Source organism: Mesorhizobium sp. P2_C4 (assembly GCF_056404575.1).
Genome location: NZ_JBFUDT010000003.1, coordinates 777,996 through 795,765, shown reverse-complemented (window position 1 = coordinate 795,765; position 17,770 = coordinate 777,996). Strand labels below are relative to the sequence as shown.

General features: G+C 62.1%; 19 protein-coding genes. 12 read left to right on the top strand and 7 right to left on the bottom strand.

Features of this window, described 5'->3' with window-relative positions; genetic code table 11:
• Positions 1-121: 121 nt before the first annotated feature.
• From AC1DX6_RS16460 to AC1DX6_RS16445, 4 genes are all read left to right on the top strand, one after another.
• Entirely contained in the window at positions 122-1,525 is a 1,404-nt protein-coding gene (locus AC1DX6_RS16460) for an L-serine ammonia-lyase (RefSeq protein ID WP_477315049.1), read from the top strand.
• A gap of 78 nt (positions 1,526-1,603) precedes the next feature.
• Positions 1,604-2,041, top strand: coding sequence for a DUF1489 family protein (locus AC1DX6_RS16455; RefSeq protein ID WP_477315047.1), 438 nt, complete (start codon positions 1,604-1,606; stop codon positions 2,039-2,041).
• A gap of 82 nt (positions 2,042-2,123) precedes the next feature.
• On the top strand, positions 2,124-2,855 hold the full coding sequence (locus tag AC1DX6_RS16450; protein WP_477315045.1) for a vWA domain-containing protein: 732 nt from the start codon (positions 2,124-2,126) through the stop codon (positions 2,853-2,855).
• Positions 2,855-3,553, top strand: a complete 699-nt coding sequence (locus AC1DX6_RS16445) for a DnaJ domain-containing protein (RefSeq protein WP_477315043.1) — start codon at positions 2,855-2,857, stop codon at positions 3,551-3,553. The genes AC1DX6_RS16450 and AC1DX6_RS16445 overlap by 1 nt, the downstream gene beginning before the upstream one ends.
• 47 nt (positions 3,554-3,600) lie before the next feature.
• On the opposite strand, the gene AC1DX6_RS16440 is transcribed toward AC1DX6_RS16445, so the two are convergent.
• Complete coding sequence (locus AC1DX6_RS16440; RefSeq protein ID WP_477315041.1) at positions 3,601-5,049, bottom strand: D-alanyl-D-alanine carboxypeptidase; 1,449 nt, start codon at positions 5,047-5,049, stop codon at positions 3,601-3,603.
• Between AC1DX6_RS16440 and AC1DX6_RS16435 the strand changes: the two genes are divergently transcribed.
• The 4 genes from AC1DX6_RS16435 (at position 4,931) to clpA (ending at position 8,745) form a co-directional block, all read left to right on the top strand.
• Positions 4,931-5,182 (top strand): hypothetical protein, encoded by a 252-nt coding sequence (locus AC1DX6_RS16435; protein ID WP_477315145.1) that lies wholly within the window; start codon positions 4,931-4,933, stop codon positions 5,180-5,182. The genes AC1DX6_RS16440 and AC1DX6_RS16435 overlap by 119 nt on opposite strands.
• A gap of 150 nt (positions 5,183-5,332) precedes the next feature.
• On the top strand, positions 5,333-5,662 hold the full coding sequence (locus tag AC1DX6_RS16430) for a phasin family protein (RefSeq protein ID WP_477315039.1): 330 nt from the start codon (positions 5,333-5,335) through the stop codon (positions 5,660-5,662).
• A 275-nt stretch (positions 5,663-5,937) separates the two neighbouring features.
• Positions 5,938-6,267, top strand: coding sequence for an ATP-dependent Clp protease adapter ClpS (gene clpS, locus AC1DX6_RS16425; protein WP_167364898.1), 330 nt, complete (start codon positions 5,938-5,940; stop codon positions 6,265-6,267).
• 6 nt (positions 6,268-6,273) lie between these two features.
• Complete coding sequence (gene clpA, locus AC1DX6_RS16420) at positions 6,274-8,745, top strand: ATP-dependent Clp protease ATP-binding subunit ClpA (protein WP_477315037.1); 2,472 nt, start codon at positions 6,274-6,276, stop codon at positions 8,743-8,745.
• Positions 8,746-8,825: 80 nt separating this feature from the next.
• Here the strand turns inward: clpA and AC1DX6_RS16415 are convergent, their stop codons facing one another.
• From AC1DX6_RS16415 to AC1DX6_RS16390, 6 genes are all read right to left on the bottom strand, one after another.
• Entirely contained in the window at positions 8,826-9,926 is a 1,101-nt protein-coding gene (locus AC1DX6_RS16415) for a phosphatase PAP2 family protein (RefSeq protein ID WP_477315036.1), read from the bottom strand.
• Between the two features lie 188 nt (positions 9,927-10,114).
• Entirely contained in the window at positions 10,115-10,546 is a 432-nt protein-coding gene (locus tag AC1DX6_RS16410; protein WP_477315034.1) for an HIT family protein, read from the bottom strand.
• Between the two features lie 63 nt (positions 10,547-10,609).
• On the bottom strand, positions 10,610-12,277 hold the full coding sequence (locus tag AC1DX6_RS16405; RefSeq protein ID WP_477315032.1) for a sulfatase-like hydrolase/transferase: 1,668 nt from the start codon (positions 12,275-12,277) through the stop codon (positions 10,610-10,612).
• 160 nt (positions 12,278-12,437) lie between these two features.
• A complete protein-coding gene (locus AC1DX6_RS16400; protein WP_477315030.1) occupies positions 12,438-13,652 on the bottom strand; it encodes a GNAT family N-acetyltransferase in 1,215 nt (404 codons plus the stop codon).
• Positions 13,653-13,694: 42 nt separating this feature from the next.
• The gene (locus AC1DX6_RS16395) at positions 13,695-14,423 is read right to left on the bottom strand and encodes a glycerophosphodiester phosphodiesterase (protein ID WP_477315028.1); all 729 of its coding nucleotides are present in this window, start codon (positions 14,421-14,423) and stop codon (positions 13,695-13,697) included.
• A gap of 7 nt (positions 14,424-14,430) precedes the next feature.
• Entirely contained in the window at positions 14,431-14,895 is a 465-nt protein-coding gene (locus AC1DX6_RS16390) for a RidA family protein (protein ID WP_477315026.1), read from the bottom strand.
• Positions 14,896-15,033: 138 nt separating this feature from the next.
• Here AC1DX6_RS16390 and AC1DX6_RS16385 point away from each other — a divergent pair, with 138 nt between their 5' ends.
• From AC1DX6_RS16385 to rpsB, 4 genes are all read left to right on the top strand, one after another.
• Positions 15,034-15,861, top strand: coding sequence for a cell envelope integrity EipB family protein (locus AC1DX6_RS16385; RefSeq protein ID WP_477315024.1), 828 nt, complete (start codon positions 15,034-15,036; stop codon positions 15,859-15,861).
• 15 nt (positions 15,862-15,876) lie between these two features.
• Positions 15,877-16,155 carry a DUF4031 domain-containing protein gene (locus tag AC1DX6_RS16380; RefSeq protein WP_477315022.1) on the top strand — a complete coding sequence of 93 codons (279 nt, stop codon included), beginning with the start codon at positions 15,877-15,879 and terminating at the stop codon, positions 16,153-16,155.
• Positions 16,152-16,763 (top strand): LysE family translocator, encoded by a 612-nt coding sequence (locus tag AC1DX6_RS16375; RefSeq protein WP_477315020.1) that lies wholly within the window; start codon positions 16,152-16,154, stop codon positions 16,761-16,763. The genes AC1DX6_RS16380 and AC1DX6_RS16375 overlap by 4 nt, the downstream gene beginning before the upstream one ends.
• Positions 16,764-16,939: 176 nt before the next feature.
• Positions 16,940-17,722 (top strand): 30S ribosomal protein S2, encoded by a 783-nt coding sequence (rpsB, locus tag AC1DX6_RS16370; RefSeq protein ID WP_477315018.1) that lies wholly within the window; start codon positions 16,940-16,942, stop codon positions 17,720-17,722.
• Positions 17,723-17,770 lie beyond the last annotated feature (48 nt).

The window sequence follows — 17,770 nt, the reverse complement described above, 5'->3', positions numbered from 1 at the left end:
TCAATGTCGCTGCCGAAGCAAACAAGGTCGGCTGGTGCTGCGCCGCGCTCTGCAAAAGAGCGGAAACATCTTGGGAATTCCTATATGGAGTCCTTGATCCCACTCCCGGAGACAGCGCAGCGTGTTCCTTTCGGTTTTCGACCTGTTCAAGATCGGCATCGGACCGTCGAGTTCGCACACGATGGGTCCGATGACGGCGGCGGCCCGGTTTCTCGATGAGATCCTGGGCGACGACTGGCCACGACCGGCCGGCGTCAAGGTCGATCGCATCGGCGCCAGCCTGCACGGCTCGCTCGCCTACACCGGGATCGGCCATGGTTCGGACCGCGCCGTCGTGCTCGGTCTGGCCGGCCTGACGCCGCAAACGGTCGACCCCGACCAGGCCGACGGCATCGCCACCCGCATCGCCGCCGAGAAGCGAATTTCGCCGACAGGGCATCCATCCTATCGCTTCGATCCGGCAACGGATCTGGTGCTCGACAGGAAAACGCCGCTCACCGGCCACGCCAACGGCATGGCATTTTACGCCTACGACGCCAGCGACCGCCTGCTGCTCAAGCGCATCTATTATTCGATCGGCGGCGGTTTCGTCGTTTCCGAAGAAGAACTGCAGCGGATGAAGGTGAAAGGCTCGGTGACGACCGAGGGCAAGAAAGTGCCTTATCCCTTCAAGAACGCCGTCGAGATGTTGAAGATGGCGGCAAAGAGCGGGCTTTCCATTGCCGAGATGAAGCGCGTCAACGAGGAGACGCAGATGTCGCGCGAGGCGCTCGACGCCGGGCTCGACGGCATCTGGAGCGCCATGAAGGGCTGTATCGACCGCGGCCTGTCGCAGGACGGCATCATGCCGGGCGGCCTGAAAGTGCGTCGCCGCGCCCGCATGCTACACGACAAGCTGCAGGAGCAGTGGCAGCAGAACAAACCCAATCCGTTGCTCGCCAATGACTGGCTGTCGATCTACGCCATGGCGGTCAATGAAGAGAACGCCGCCGGCGGCCGCGTCGTCACCGCGCCGACCAATGGTGCGGCCGGCACACTGCCGGCCGTGCTGCGCTACTGGCTGCATTTCCACCCCGAGGCCGACCAGCCCAGCATCCGCGATTTCCTGCTGACCGCGGCGGCCGTCGGCGGCATCATCAAGACCAATGCCTCGATCTCCGGCGCTGAGGTCGGTTGCCAGGGCGAGGTCGGTTCGGCCTCGGCGATGGCGGCCGCGGGACTGTGCGCCGTCATGGGTGGCACCCCTGAGCAGGTCGAGAACGCCGCCGAGATCGCGCTCGAGCATCACCTTGGCATGACCTGCGATCCGGTCGGCGGGCTGGTGCAGGTGCCGTGCATCGAGCGCAACGCGCTTGGGGCCGTCAAGGCGGTGACCGCCGCCTCGCTGGCCATCAAGGGCGACGGCGTCCATTTCGTGCCACTCGACGCGGCGATCGAGACCATGCGCCAGACCGGCCTCGACATGAACGAGAAGTACAAGGAAACCAGCCTTGGTGGGCTGGCTGTCAATGTCGTCGAATGTTGAACGCTCAACGTCGCTGGCACTGTGGAGAAGTCAGGCAGGGCCGTTGACGCCTCCGTGCGTCGGACTAAACCTTAGGCCATGTCTCTCAATCTCCTAAAACTCTGCGTCGGCTGCGACAGCGTCGAGGATCTCGAAGAGTGGATTGCCTTCCGCCTCGACGAGCGGCGCCGCGCCGGCGAGCCGGTCGAACACTGGCACACGACCCGCATGGTGCCGACACGCGGCGCCGAGGTTACCGACGGCGGCTCGCTCTACTGGGTGATCAAGGGCAACGTCCAGTGCCGTCAGTTGATCACCGAAATCCGTCCCTTTACCGACGACGAAGGCATCGGCCGCTGCCATCTGATGCTCGACCCGGAGGTCGTGCGTACCGACTGGCAGCCGCGCCGCGCCTTCCAGGGCTGGCGTTATCTCAAACCCACCGATGCGCCGCTCGATCTTGGCAAGGGCAAGGCCGGGCTGATCGAGATGCCGCCAAAACTGCGGCGCGAGCTTGCCGATCTCGGCCTGCTCTGATCCCACGTAACACCGGCTCTGGCCCGCAAGGTTGCCGTAAGCAGGGCTTGCAAGCGGCGCGGCAACGCCACATCTTGGCTGTATGAGCGACAAGAAGCAGCCCGTGCCCGCAAGGGCCAACCCTGCGCCGGTCAAGCCTCAATCCAACGCCGGCGAGATCGACGCCTTTCTTCGTCAGGCACGGATGCTGGCCGCATCCGCGACGGGTTCGGGCCGGTTGATCCTTTCCCTCGACGCGACGATGAGCCGCCAGCCGACCTGGGATCTCGCTTGCGAGCTGCAGGGCCAGATGTTCGACGCCGTCGGCAAGGCCGGGAGGCTCAGCGTCCAGCTGGTCTATTTTCGCGGTTTGGGCGAGTGCCGTTCGTCGGCTTTCGTTACCGACACCAATGCCTTGAAGCAACTGATGACGCGGATCGATTGCCGTAGCGGCCATACCCAGATCGGCAAGGTGCTGGCGCATGCGCTGAAACAGACGGCCACGGCCAAGGTCAACGCGCTGGTCTATATCGGCGATGCGACGGAAGAGGACATCGACGATCTCGCCGAAAAAGCCGGCAGTCTCGGCCTGCATGGCGTTCCTGTCTTCGTCTTTCAGGAAGGTCATGATTCCGGCGCAGAAAAGGCGTTCAAGGAGATCGCGCGGCTGTCCAAAGGGGCTTGGTTCCGATTTGATCGGCGGGCTGCCGCGACCCTGGCGGGACTGCTTTCGGCGGTTGCTGTGTTCGCGACCGGCGGGCTGAAGGCGCTCGAGGCCAGGGGCAGGCCGGAAGACCGGCTGATGATCGAGCATCTCAGGGGCGGCGGGAACTGATGGGCGCAATTATTTCACTTGTTGCATTGCTGTTGGTGCTTCTGGGCGCGGTGACAATCTTCCTGCGCGCCGACCCGCAAAAGCTGGCAAGCGGCATGCGCACGCTTGGGCCGGTTCTTCTGGCGCTGGTCGGTGTCGCCGTTCTTGTGGTCGGCCGCGAAGCCATCGCCGGCGTCATCCTGGCCGCGGCCTTTGCCTGGTATGGGTCGGTGCGGATGAAACGGCAGACGGCAAAGCTGGCGCCGGGCAAGCGCTCGACGGTGCGCACCGCGGCGCTGGAAATGGAGCTTGATCACGATACTGGCGGTCTGGAGGGCCTTGTGCTGGCCGGCCGCCATGAAGGCAAGATGCTGGGCGCGATGGGGCTGGCCGAACTGCAGCAGCTGTACCGCGAGCTCCCCGGTGACCCGGAGAGCCGTCAGCTGCTAGAGACGTATCTTGACGGCAGATTTCCCATCTGGCGCAAAGACGCTGAGACGAACGGTGGCGAAGGGCTGGGTGTTGCGCCAGGTTCGGGCGCCATGACTAAGGAGGAGGCCTACAAGGTCCTTGGTCTTGAAGCGGGGGCCGCCGCGGCGGATGTCCGCAAGGCGCACCGCCGCCTGATGCAGCGCCTGCACCCCGATATCGGTGGCACGTCTTTCCTGGCGGCGCGAATCAACGAAGCCAAGGACGTCTTGCTCTCCAATCACAACTAGTCTCCTTCGACGCAAAAATTCTTCCGGGAGATATCTTCCACGCCGCCTTATTGCTGGACGGCGTAGCAGGCGATTTTCTTCTTCTTCAAAGCGGTGCAGGCATTCCAGGCGGCGTCCTTCGAACGGAAACCGCCGAAGCGGGCGCGGTAATAGGTCTCGCCGTCCTTGTCGAAAGCGACGGTGAAACCCGAGGCGGACGCCAGGATCTTCGGCGCCTGCTTGGCCGTCTTGTCGAGGAAGGCCTGCGCTTCGGACTGTTTGGGCGAAGACGCCACCTGCACCGCCCAGCCGGACGGCACGGACGCGGTGTTGACCGGGTCGACCGCCGGAGTGGGCTCGGCATAGGCCGCCACCACTTGCGCCGTTTCAACCTGGGGCGCCTTCACGATGACGGTCTTGACCTTCCTGGTCTTGATGGCCGGCGCGGTCTCCTCGACCGCGGCGTCGCTGTCGTCTTCGGCAACCGTCGCGTCGTCGGCAACCGTAGCTTCGGCAACCGTTGCGGTCGGATCGTCGTTGGACGCCACGGCATCGTCTTCAACCACCGGCTTGTCGTCAGGCGTCGGCGCGTCGTGCTTGGGCAGGAAGACCTTGGCCAGCGCCTTGATCGGATTGTCGCCGCCCGCCTTGGCAATCAGCGTGCCGCCGCCGCGGGTCGATGTCCTCGGCATGTAAGCGTTGATCAGCCCGGCCATCTGGTTGTCGCGGCTGCGGCCCGAAGTGCCGCCCATGACGACGGCAACGAGACGGCGGTTGCCATCGGAAACCGACGAGACCAGGTTGAAGCCGGAGGCGCGGGTGTAGCCGGTCTTGATGCCGTCGACGCCCTTGATGCGTCCGAGCAGTCGGTTGTGGCCGTTGATGCGCTGGCGTCCGTAGAGGAACGAACGCTGCGAGAAATAGCCGTAATACTGCGGAAAATGCTCTCGCAGCGCGATGCCGAGCATCGCCATGTCATGGGCGGTGGTGAACTGGCCGGGGTCGGGCAGGCCGTTGGCGTTGCGGAAAACGGTCCCGTTCATGCCAAGCTGCCGCGCCTTGGCAGTCATCATCCTGGCGAAGCTGGCTTCGTTGCCGCCGAGCATTTCACCCAGCGCCGTCGCTGAATCATTGGCCGACTTGGTCACCATCGACAGGATCGCCGTCTCGACGCTGACCGAGCCGCCAGCTTTGACGCCGAGCTTGGTCGGCGGCTCCGCGGCGGCATTGGCCGAAAACGGCACCGGCGTGTTCTTGCTGATCCTGCCCTTCGCCAGCGCTTCGAAGGTCAGGTAAAGCGTCATCATCTTGGTGAGCGAGGCGGGGTAGCGCCGGCCATTGGCGTCGGACGAATAAAGCACCTTGCCGGTTTTCGCGTCGATGACGATGGCCGCCGACTTGGCTGCCATCGACGAAGCAACATCCGCGACAACGAATGACATCGCCAAAGCGGCGATGATGATCGTTTTGAGAGAGAACGCGGATTTGGAAACGAAGCCCGACAACGCCTTACGCACTGATACTTCCCTTGAATTTTCGTTGCGTTGGAGGCGGCAAAGGGTCCTGCCTCACTTCCAGCCAAACTACCGTGGCCAGCGTTACCAATCCGTTTATGGTAACCGCCGCGTTCACCATTTTCTTCGGGCTTGAACCTCTCTTTATTTGAATTTTAGCCATTGCCGGCGCAGCCGAGGTCCCGCAGCCGGGGAAATGTTGACTTTTTGTGCAGCGCACAATATGTTGACGTGCATTGCACAAAAGCGCTCAGGCAAGGGCGCCTCAACTCAAGGGAAGCGTGAAATGACCCAGACCTATGAGGACTTCTCGAAATACGGCAAAGACTTTGCCGACACCGGATTGAAGAGCTTCGCCTCGCTCTCGAAGGGCGCCCAGGCGATTGCCGCCGAAGCAGGCGAATACACCAAGAAGAGTTTTGAAGCCGGCAGCGCCGCGGTCGAGAAGATCATTTCGGCCAAGTCGTTCGAAAAGGCGATCGAGATCCAGTCCGACTACGCCAAGCAGTCCTACGAGAGCTTCGTCGCCGAGGCCACCAAGTTTGGTGATCTCTACGCTGAACTCGCCAAGGAAGCCTACAAGCCGTTCGAATCGATCGTCGCCAAGGCGAAGTAATTTCGCCGGACAGTGCGAAAACGGCCTTTCGGGCCTGTGAATCAGACCCGGTCGCGAACACGCGGCCGGGTTTTTTCATGCCGGGTTCAAATTGCGGGCTCTGGACCGTCACGATTTTGAAAATCAGCCAAGTTTGGCCACCTAGCCATATTGTCAGCTAACCTAAAGGGCTTAAAATCGTCCATCGAACACCTACATGTCGAACTCGCATGGGGATTCGAAAGAGGCAGGAATACGTGACTTCAGGTTTGACTGCCACGAAACGAGTGGCGCGGATGCAAAATGGCGACGGCGACGGCAATGAGGCCGGTCGCGGTACGGCCGTCATTACGCGCACCAAAACCAAGACCAAAAAGCCCAGCCTTTATCGGGTCCTCATCCTCAACGACGACTACACGCCCATGGAGTTCGTGGTTCACGTGCTGGAGCGTTTTTTCCAGAAGGACCGCGAAGCCGCCACACGCATCATGCTTCATGTTCACAATCATGGGGTGGGCGAGTGCGGGGTCTATACATTCGAGGTGGCCGAGACCAAAGTGTCCCAGGTCATGGATTTCGCCCGACAGAATCAGCATCCGCTGCAATGCGTGATGGAGAAGAAGTGAGGTAACATGCCGGCTTTCTCCCAAGGCCTGGAAAAGGCGCTCCACCAGGCGCTGACGCTCGCCAATGAGCGGCACCATGAATACGCAACCCTTGAACATCTGCTGCTTGCGCTCATCGACGACACCGAGGCGGCCGCCGTCATGCGCGCCTGCAATGTCGATCTCGACGAGCTGAAGCACACGGTTCTCACCTATATCGATACCGAACTCGACAATCTCGTCACCGGCTACGACGAGGACTCCAAGCCGACGGCCGGCTTCCAGCGCGTCATCCAGCGCGCCGTGATCCATGTGCAGTCGTCCGGCCGCGAGGAAGTGTCCGGCGCCAACGTGCTCGTCGCCATCTTCGCCGAGCGCGAGAGCCATGCCGCCTATTTCCTGCAGGAACAGCAGATGACCCGCTACGACGCGGTCAACTACATCTCGCATGGCATCGCCAAGCGCCCCGGCGCGTCGGAAACGCGCTCGCCGCGCGGCGCCGATGATGAGCAGGGCAACGGCCAGAACGGCTCCGAGCCGCAAGAGGAAGGCGGTAAGAAGAAGCAGCAGCAAGACGCGCTCACTGCCTATTGCGTTAACCTCAACAACAAGGCCAAGGCCGGCAAGATCGATCCGCTGATCGGCCGCGAGAGCGAAATCAACCGCACCATCCAGGTGCTGTGCCGCCGCTCCAAGAACAACCCGCTCTATGTCGGTGATCCCGGCGTCGGCAAGACGGCGATCGCCGAAGGCCTCGCCAAGCGCATCGTCGAGGGCGACGTTCCCGAAGTGTTGCACAACGCCACCATCTTCGCGCTCGACATGGGCACGCTTTTGGCTGGCACGCGCTATCGCGGCGATTTCGAGGAACGGCTGAAGCAGGTCGTCAAGGAGCTCGAGGATTATCCGGGCGCGGTGCTGTTCATCGACGAGATCCACACGGTGATCGGGGCAGGGGCGACATCGGGCGGCGCCATGGATGCGTCGAACCTGTTGAAGCCAGCACTGTCGTCGGGCGCCATCCGCTGCATCGGTTCGACCACCTACAAGGAATTCCGCCAGTTCTTCGAAAAAGACCGCGCTTTGGTGCGGCGCTTCCAGAAGATCGACGTCAACGAACCGACCATCGAGGACGCCATCGAGATCATGAAGGGCCTCAAGCCCTATTATGAGGAATTCCACAAGGTGAAGTTCACCAACGAGGCGATCAAGGCCTCGGTGGAGCTGTCGGCGCGCTACATCAACGACCGCAAGCTGCCGGACAAGGCGATCGACGTGATCGACGAGACCGGCGCCTCGCAGATGCTGGTGCCGGAGGCCAAGCGCAAGAAGACCATCGGTATCAAGGAGATCGAAGCGACGATCGCCACCATGGCCCGCATCCCGCCGAAGACGGTTTCGGCCGACGACGAGAAGGTGCTGCAGGGCCTGGATATCGAGCTCAAGCGCGTCGTCTACGGCCAGGATACCGCCATCAGTGCGCTGACCTCGGCGATCAAGCTGGCGCGTGCCGGCCTGCGCGAACCGGAAAAGCCGATCGGCTCGTATCTGTTCTCGGGTCCGACCGGTGTCGGCAAGACCGAAGTGGCCAAGCAGCTCGCCGCCTCGCTCGGTGTCGAACTGATCCGTTTCGACATGTCGGAATATATGGAACGCCACACCGTCTCGCGGCTGATCGGCGCGCCTCCCGGCTATGTCGGCTTCGACCAGGGCGGCCTGTTGACCGACGGCGTCGACCAGCATCCGCACTGCGTGCTGTTGCTGGACGAAGTCGAGAAGGCACATCCGGACCTGTTCAACATCCTGTTGCAGGTCATGGATCACGGCAAGCTGACCGATCACAACGGCAAGCAGATCGACTTCCGCAATGTCATCCTGATCATGACCACCAATGCGGGCGCATCCGATGCGCAGCGCGCGGCGATCGGTTTCGGTTCGACCAAGCGCGAAGGCGACGATGTCGAGGCAATCAACCGGCTGTTCACGCCGGAGTTCCGCAACCGTCTCGATGCGATCATCCCGTTCGGCTCGCTGCCGGTGCCGGTGATCCATCAGGTGGTGCAGAAGTTCGTCATGCAGCTCGAGGCCCAGCTTTCCGAGCGTGGCGTCACCTTCGATCTGTCGCCGGACGCGATCGCCTGGCTGGCCGACAAGGGCTATGACGAACGCATGGGCGCGCGGCCGCTTGGCCGTGTCATCCAGGAGCACATCAAGAAGCCGCTCGCCGACGAGGTTCTGTTCGGCAAGCTGAAGAAGGGCGGCACGGTGCGCGTCACCGTCGAGAAGAAGGAGACCGGCGAAACCGGCCTGAAGCTCGAATCGCTTGCCGACGAAGCGCCGGTCAAGCCGAAGAAGGAAGAGCCGGAAGACGCGCCGAAGCCAGCCAAGACCGTGGCGAAAAAGCCGGCGGTAAAGAAGCTGATCGCGCAGAAGCCGGAGCCCAAGGGCAAGGATGGCGGCAAGCGCAGCCTGGTGCCGCAACTGCCGCGCAAGAACTGATCAGTTCGCCAGTCGAAAAAGGCCCCGGTTCCGGGGCCTTTTTTATGAGGTTTGCGGTTCTTGGAAGGGAGCGGTCGCCCTCAGCTCAGCAGCGCCCCATCCGGCGCGAAGCGGGTCAAGAAGTATCCGCACGCCTTCCAGATCGCGAGTGACACCAGGGCGCCCGCGTAACCGTCCAGGGCATAGTGCCAGCCAAGGACGACCGAGCTGATCATGATGATGCCGGCGAACGCCCACATCAGAATACCGGCCAGTCGGGAACGGCGCGTAGCGTAGAGAGCAAAAAGCACTGCCATCGCCACGTGCATGGATGGAAAGGCGGATATGCCGATACTGCCCTTGGTCGCGCCGGTGTAGCCGCTCCACAAAAGGTCCTGTGTGCTGAGCGCCCAGATCGGATAGACGCGATCGGCGGCAGCCAGCGCTTGCATCAGCGGATGAAAGTCGGTTCCCAACCCCAGCCGCTCATAATAGCACGGCCCTGCCGATGACAGGCCCATCGCCAGGAAGAAGCCAGCCAAAATCCATGCCAGCATGAAGCTCATCAGGAATTGATGCCGCAGCCGTGTGTCTTCGCGCGTGATGCAGGCGGTGAAGACGGTGGCAATGAGCACGACAAACCAGAAATTATACGCGATGTTGAGCATCCTGACCGCGATTGGCGACTGGACGATAAACCAAAGCCATTCATCGGGCGCGCGACCGAAGTGGAGAACTCGATCGGCGTGAGCCAGCGTCTGGTCCCACGCGAAAGGCGAAAGGATCGCAATCGCCCCCTTGAGCACGCCGACGGCGGATATGAAGACAATGGCAGCAGCCAGGCCATTCAGGCTGTTGGCCGTGCGCTCGGCGTCGCCGAAGAAGCTGCCCATTGAGCGCAGAAAGGTGCCGAGTGGCTCACGATCACGCTTGACCACCGCAAGGTGAAAGAAGCTGCCGACGGCGAAGACACAGCCGCACATCCAGAAAGCGATGACAAGATAGTACGCGTATTCCTTCAGGGCGCCGAAATCCGGCATGTTTCCGGTCTGCATACCGACCGCGGTTGCCAGAAGCAGGGCGGCGATGGCCATCGCGTGCAGCAGCCGGTGCCGCTTGTAAGCATCCGTCAGAGCGCGCAGAAAAGCGCGTCCATAAGCTGCCCTCGCCAGGGGTCTCGAGACCGCAACCGAACTGTCCATGATTTCGAAGACCCAAAAGCCCGTCGCCTCCTGGCATCCTACAACCAGAGGGTTTGATATTTCCCTAAGCAGATAGTTCGAATTCACACCTGTCGCGCGCCAAGCTCAAGCCGGTGTCCGGCAGGCCGATTCTGTCCTCGTCGGGAAGCGATTGCTGCCGGAGCGCCGTCAGCCGGAGCGATCAGCCTTCAATCATTCAACCTCGCGCGGATCTTTTCGGCATTTGCGGCCAGCACCTCCGGCTTCTCCATCTCGCCGGTATGCGGCTTCAGCGGGATGCCCTCGAAGCGTGGAATGACGTGCACATGCAGATGGTAGACGGTCTGCCCCGAAGCCGGCTCGTTGAACTGCAGGATGGTGGCGCCGTCGGCGCCAAAAGCTTTTTTGACCGCCAGCGCCACCTTCCGCACGATGGCAAAGAGCGGGCCGAGCGTTGCCGGGTCGGCATCCAGCAGGTTGCGCGACGGCGCCTTCGGCACCACCAGCGTATGGCCCGGCCCTTGCGGCATCACGTCCATGAAGGCCACAACTGCATCATCTTCGTAGATGCGGTGCGAAGGAATTTCGCCGCGCAGGATTTTCGCGAAGATGTTGTTGGGATCGTAGACGCTTTCGGCCATGGCGATGCTCCGGATTTGTCTCGCCGTCCCGTTTAGCGAAGCCGCTGGCGGGCGGCAAGACGCTCAGGCGAGATCGACCATGCCGGCTTCAACCAGCGCGCGATGGAACCGTCTCTTGCGCAGCGACTCGTTTGCGAAATAAGGAGCGGCGCAGTCCGTCAACAAGGCCGTCCTGGTTGCGAATACCGGGTCGAGGGGGAGTCGCGCGGCGGCCACGGTCAATGTCGACAGGAATGCCGCGTCGAGCACGGCCGGGGCGCAAAGATCGTCGGGCAATGCGCTGTTGATGGCCTCGATTGCATAGAACGTCTTGTGCAAGGCCGGGTCGGGAGGCAACAGGCCGGTGAGAGTCGCCGTGAATGACGGCTGGTGATCGCCATAACGCACGATGATGGCCGACTGGCCATTCAACACGGTTTCGAGTTGCTTGCGAAACGCTGCATAGGCTTCGACGCTTTCAGCCAGTCGCACGGCATACTCGCCATATCTTGCGTCGCCGGTTGTGGCGATGGCTTCGCGCCGGATTTCGGCTTGGCGGTCGGCGGGAAAGATGCGGCGGCGATGATCGCCATGGTTCATCAATGTCATTATCGAGAGGAAACAAGGCGCTCCGCCCGCCACGCGGCTAGCAATCCGGCCAAGCGCATGGCTGTAGAGCTGCTCGTCATGACGTTCGCGCCGCCAGCGCTCCCTATCGAAGGGAGGCGGCAAGGTCGCGGCGTAGCAGACCTCTTCAAACCCGATTGATTTGTAGAAACGATCGCAATTGACGAAGTTGGGCCGGTCGCAGCTCACATGGGAGACGTGGTATCCGATGCCTGAAAGCACCGAAGGCAGAGCGTGACGCAGGCGTCCGTCCAGCAGGTGGAAGACGAAACGGCTGTCACTGCCAAAGGAAAGCGAGGACAGGCCGGTTAGCACCGAAAATTCGGTCTGCAGCGTGCTGCCGCCAAAGACGTCGACATGCAAAGCCCCCGACAGACCGTGCGGAGGCGAAAAGAAATGCTCGAATGCCCGGTTGATCGGCAGGCCATGGTGTCTTGGATCAAATGTCGATTCATGCAGGATCATGAAGATGTGCGGGCGGATCTCATCAGCCGCCCGCCTAGCTGGTTCCGGCGGCAGAAGCGGCAAGGCATCGGCAGCGATATCGACGAAGTTTGGCCGTCGCGATGGTCCCGCGCCGAGCCATGATGCCGCGAAAGCGGAAAGATGGGCGCGGTCTCTGGTGAGCAGATCGAAGCGGAAGCGAGCCACTCCACCGCTGATCCGGAACACTGCCATGTAGATCAGGGCCGCCACGGCGAACTCGGCAAGACGCGACGTCAGCGGCGTCGCCGGCTCGACCAGCGTCATGTCGACGGCAATGGCGAGCGTCACGATTGCGGCCGCGCCGAAGAGAGCAGGCACCGCCATTCGGGCATGGTCGACAAAGACGCTGCGCAAGCTGCTTGCGGCGAGGTGATAGAAGTCGCCAGCCAGGAGATTGAAGCCGAGATGGCGATATTTCAGTTTGGAGGCGATGCCTATGATCGCTGCCAGCACCAGCGTCATCCAGAGCGCGACGGTCGTTCCTGAAAACAGCAGGTGCAGGAAGCCAAAGAGAAGGAGGAATGTGGAAAAGCCAAGAGGCCAGGTCCCAGGCTTGCCTTCCAGCCAAACGACCAACGGCAGCGCGGCCACAAACCCCGCCACGCCGAGCCATTGCCCCACGGATGCCAAACCCTGCATGCCAACCCCAGGGTGTTTTCGCACCCATGCCCTCGGCGTTGCTTAGCGGATTCCGCCGACCCGGTAAACAGCGGGCGCAGGCAGGCTTCGCCAGCAATACCTCTGGTTTGTCGCGCCCGGCGACTTGTCGCAAGCAATGGTACAGTCTCGCGGAACCCGCCTAGTCCGCCAGATCCTTGCGGAACGGGGTGTGCTCTTCCAGATATTCGCTCATCCGCTCGACTTCGCGCCGTTCACGCTTGAGATAGTCGGCGACGGCCTTGCGCAAGCCGGGATGCGCCAAATAGTGCGCCGAGTGCATTGTCACCGGCCGATAGCCGCGCGCCAGCTTGTGCTCGCCCTGCGCACCGGCCTCGACCACTTTCAGCTTGCGCTCGATGGCGAAGTCGATCGCCTGATGGTAGCAGACCTCGAAATGCAGGAAGGGGTGGTCCTCGATGCAGCCCCAGTTGCGCCCATAGAGCGCGTCCGAGCCGATGAAGTTGATGGCGCCGGCAATGTAGCGTCCGTTGCGTTTGGCCATCACCAGCAGGATGTCTTCAGCCATGCGTTCGCCGATCAGCGAGAAGAATTCGCGGGTGAGATAGGGCCGCCCCCATTTGCGGCTGCCGGTGTCCATGTAGAAGGCAAAGAAATCGTCCCAGGCCTTTTCGGTCAGGTCCTTGCCGGTCAGCCAGTCGATCGAGATGCCGTCGGCCAGCGCCTCGCGCCGCTCTTTCTTCATCGCCTTGCGCTTGCGCGAAGCCAGCGTGGCGAGAAAGTCGTCATAGGTCGAAAAGCCTTCGTTGAAGAAGTGGAACTGCTGGTCGGTACGGTGCAGGAATCCTGCCCCCTCCAGGGCTTCGACATCGCCCTCCGGCGCGAAGGTGACATGGGCGGAAGACACGCCGAGCTTTTCCGTCACCGCCTTCAGGCCGGTCGCCAGGCCGGCTTTGACGGTGCGGCTGTCCTCGCCCTTGCTGACCAGCAGGCGCGGGCCGGTAACCGGCGTGAACGGCACGGCGCATTGCAGCTTTGGATAATAGCGCCCGCCGGCGCGCTCGAATGCATCCGACCAGCCATGGTCGAACACATATTCGCCCTGGCTGTGCGATTTCAGATAGCAGGGCACCGCGCCGAGCAGCTTGCCGTGCGCCGTCTCCAGCCTGAGGTGATGGCCTTGCCAGCCGGTGCGCCGCGCGGCGCAGCCGGAATCTTCAAGCGCACTCAGAAAAGCGAATGAAACGAGAGGGTTGTAGCCGTTTTCTGTGTCACCGCGCGTGGTCCCGCCAAAACCATTCCATTCGTCGCAGGTAAAGGCGCCGATGCCCGCGGCGACGCGGATCGAATACTCTGCATCCACCGCTTGCCCGTCGCCTTCATCACCTTGATCCATGAGGCTTATTTAAGCTCCGCGCGGGTCCGTACAAGCCCGGCTTCAGGCAACTTTGACGTGATCGGGCTCGAAGCCCTCGAACGTCATCTGGTCGGCATATTTGAAGGTCAGGTCCACCGCCGGCTGGTCGTGCACGGTCCAGGTGATCACCGGCATCTTGAGCTTTTCGCGCACGAAGGAGACGAACTGGTTCGGCAAGTCGCCCGCCGCATAGGAGGTGAAGGCAATCTCGTTCGCCAGCATGGCGAAATGCGCCTCGATCAGCTTGACGTCCTTGCCATAGGCGGTCAGTCCGCCGGGGATGCCAGGCGCGTATTTGGGAAAATCGCGGATCAGCCAATGGTCGAACGACATGATCGCCGCCTTGCCCTTGTAGCGCTTGAGCAGCTTGCCGACGCTTGCCACCAGGCCTTCGTCGTGGCCGGCAACCCCTTTCAGCTCGACCACCATCGGCACGCGGCCATCGACCAGGTCGAGCGCCTCCTGCAGCGTCGGCAAATGATCTGATGTGCCGCCGACCTTGAGCGCCGTCATCTCCGCTGCCGTGCGCTGCCAGACGAAGCCGTCCTGGCCAGTCAGCCGCTGCAGATCGCCATCGTGGATGATGACCGGAATGCCGTCCGACGACAGGTGCACGTCGCACTCGATCGCGTAGCCGCGTTCGGCGGCCGCGGCAAAGGCCGAAAGCGTGTTCTCCCAGCGCGTCTTGTTCATGTCGTGAAAGCCGCGATGGGCGACGGGGCGGGCGGTGAGCCAGGAAAGGTCTGTCATGTCAGGCTCATTCGACTTCGAAGATCGCTTCGATTTCCACTGCGGCATTAAGCGGCAGCGAGGCGGTACCGACGGCGGAGCGGGCATGCTTGCCGCGGTCGCCGAGTGCGGTGACGAGAAAATCGGAGGCGCCGTTGGCAACCAGATGCTGCTCGACGAAATCGGTCGCCGAGGCCACGAAGACGGTGATCTTCACGAGGCGGCGGATTTTTTCGAGATCGCCAAGGGCCGCCTTGGCTTGCGCCAATATATTGATTGCGCAGTATTTTGCCGCTTCCTTGCCGCCCGCCGTGTCGACGTCGCGGCCGAGCAGGCCGCTCGCCTGCAGCTTGCCGTCCTTCAGCGGCAACTGTCCGGCGGTGAACAGCAGATTGCCGGTCCGGCAATAGGGCACATAGTTGGCGGCGGGCGCGGCGGCGACCGGAAGCGTCACGCCGAGATCGCTTAGCCGCTTTTCGATTGTTTCACTCATGGTATTTCCTTATTGCTTGATGACGCCGCTCAGGCCGGGCCGAAATTGCTATTTTTGCCTCGCTTCCGCCACGACTTTTTTTAAGCTGGACCATCTTTCCCTGCGGCCTGCCATCAGCCGCGATGATCGGAGCACCTCATGCGCGCAACGCGCCTCGCATTCCACGCCGTTCTGCTGCCTGCGGTTTTCTCGATGGCTCCCGCCTTCGCCGTGCCGGCGCTGCAGGCGCATCGCGCCGTCTATGATCTGACCCTCGACAAGGCATCCGATCGCTCCGGCATTACAGGCATTTCGGGCCGCATGGTCTATGAGTTCAACGGCTCGCCTTGTGAAGGCTATACGGTGAAATTCCGCTTCGTCACCCAGATCGCCACCAGTGACAACACAAGGCTGACCGACCAGCAGACGACCACTTTCGAGGACGCCGAAGGCAAGACCTTCTCTTTCGTGACAAAGTCCTTCGTCGACCAGAACCTCGACAAGGAGGTCAAGGGCATCGCCACGAAAGAGACCAAGGGGCTCAAGGTCGATATCGACAAGCCTGAGAAGAGCAGCCTTGAACTGGCGGCCACCCAGTTTCCGACCCAGCATCTGGTCGAATTGATCGGCAGGGCCGAAAAGGGCGAAAGCTTCTACGAAACCAACCTGTTCGACGGCTCGGAAGACGCCAACAAGGTGATGACCACCACCGTCGTCGTCGGCAAGAAGACGGATGCCGACAAGGCCGATCCGGAAGCGCCGGCGCTGGCCAAGCTCGCCGGCGACAAATACTGGCCGGTCGACATCGCCTATTTCGACGAAACCGACAAGTCAGGCGAAGAGGTGCCGGAATACCGGATCAGCTTCAAGTTGCACGAGAACGGCATCACGCGCGACCTCGTCATGGACTATGGCGACTTCTCGATGACCGGCAAGCTGGTCAACCTGTCGCTGTTCGATCAGTCGAAGCCCTGTCCGGCGAAATAGCGCCGCCAAGCCGTCATGGCGGTCTATGTCGACGCGGCGATCTGGAAATGGGTCGGGCATCGCTGGTGCCATCTGATGGCCGACGACACCGACGAACTGCATCGTTTCGCAGCGCAGCTTGGCGTCAAACGCTCGTCCTATCAGGGTCCGCCGAAGACATCGGCGCCGCACTATGACATAACCGGTTTTGAACGCGACCGCGCGGTACGGCTCGGCGCGATCCAATGCAGCCGCGAGGAGATCGTCGCGATTTTCCGGCGCGTGCGGGTGCCGAAAGGGAAGATACGGTCATGACATTGACGGCTTTTGTCGCCTATTGCATCGCGATCACGCTCGCCGCCGCCACGCCTGGCCCGGCGATGTTTGCCGTCATCACCAACGGCGTCTCGCGCGGCTTTGTCAGAGCTTTCATGGCCGGCCTCGGCGTCGCCGCCGGTGACGCGGTGCTGGTCACTTTGGCGCTGCTTGGCCTGGTGGCGCTGGCCCAGACCTTCGAATGGGTGTTTCTCGCCCTGAAATATGCAGGCGCCGCCTATCTGGTTTTTCTCGGTATCAGGATGTGGCGGTCGGCCGGCGCGCAATCGGATGGATCGCCAGCAGAGCAGGCAAGGCTGTCGCGATCGTTTTTCCTCGGCGCCTCGATAGCGCTGGGCAACCCCAAGGCGATCCTGTTCCACGCCTCCATCATGCCGCTGATCCTCGATCTCAACACCATCACCTTCGCTGACGGGCTGCTGGTGATTGCGGTGGTGATCAGCGTCAACATTGTCACCATGGGCGCCTATGCGGCACTTGCAGGCAGAGCCTCGGGCTGGTTCAGGACGCCGCGGCGCATGCGGCTGATGAACAGGTTTGCCGGCGGCGCCATGATCGGCACCGGTGCACTGATCGCCGCACGCTGAATGCTGAGGCGCCACAGCGCTTGCCTTTATCGCGCATCCCCTCTATATGCGCGCTCATTCCACACACGGACTTTGGTGTCTGCCCGGGAGAAATCCGGCTGAAACCTCCGGTGGCGTTCGAGGACAAAGTCCAAAAATGCCTGTGTCCGTGGAGGCTAACCGGAAAGGAACTAAGAATGGCACTGCCTGATTTCAGCATGCGCCAGCTTTTGGAAGCTGGCATTCACTTCGGCCACCAGACCCACCGCTGGAACCCGAAGATGGCGCCTTACATCTACGGCGCCCGCAACAACATCCACATCATCGACCTCTCGCAGACGGTGCCTTTGCTGCACCAGGCGCTGAAGCAGGTTTCCGACACCGTCGCCAAGGGCGGCCGCGTGCTGTTCGTCGGCACCAAGCGCCAGGCGTCCGACATCGTCGCCGATGCCGCACAGCGTTCGGCCCAGTATTATGTCAACTCCCGCTGGCTCGGCGGCATGATGACCAACTGGAAGACGATCTCGAATTCGATCTCGCGCCTGCGCAAGCTCGATGAGATGCTGGCTGGCGAGGCCCAGGGCCTCACCAAGAAGGAGCGCCTCAACCTCGATCGCGAGCGCGAGAAGCTCAACAAGGCGCTCGGCGGCATCAAGGACATGGGCTCGACGCCCGACCTGATGTTCGTCATCGACACCAACAAGGAAGCGATTGCCATCCTCGAGGCCAAGCGCCTCGGCATCCCGGTCGTCGCCATCATCGATTCCAACTGCGATCCGGACAAGATCGACTTCCCGATCCCGGGCAATGACGACGCGGCTCGCGCCATCCAGCTCTATTGCGACCTGATTGCCAAGGCGGCGCTTGACGGCATCGCCCGCCAGCAGGGCGCGCTCGGTGTCGACATCGGCGCCTCGGTCGAAGCTCCGGTCGAGCCGGCGCTCGATCCGGCTCCGGCATCGGAAGCCCCCGAGGCTTGATAATCGAAGGCCGGTCCCGGCCTTCATCTTTCTAATATTTTGGCACGC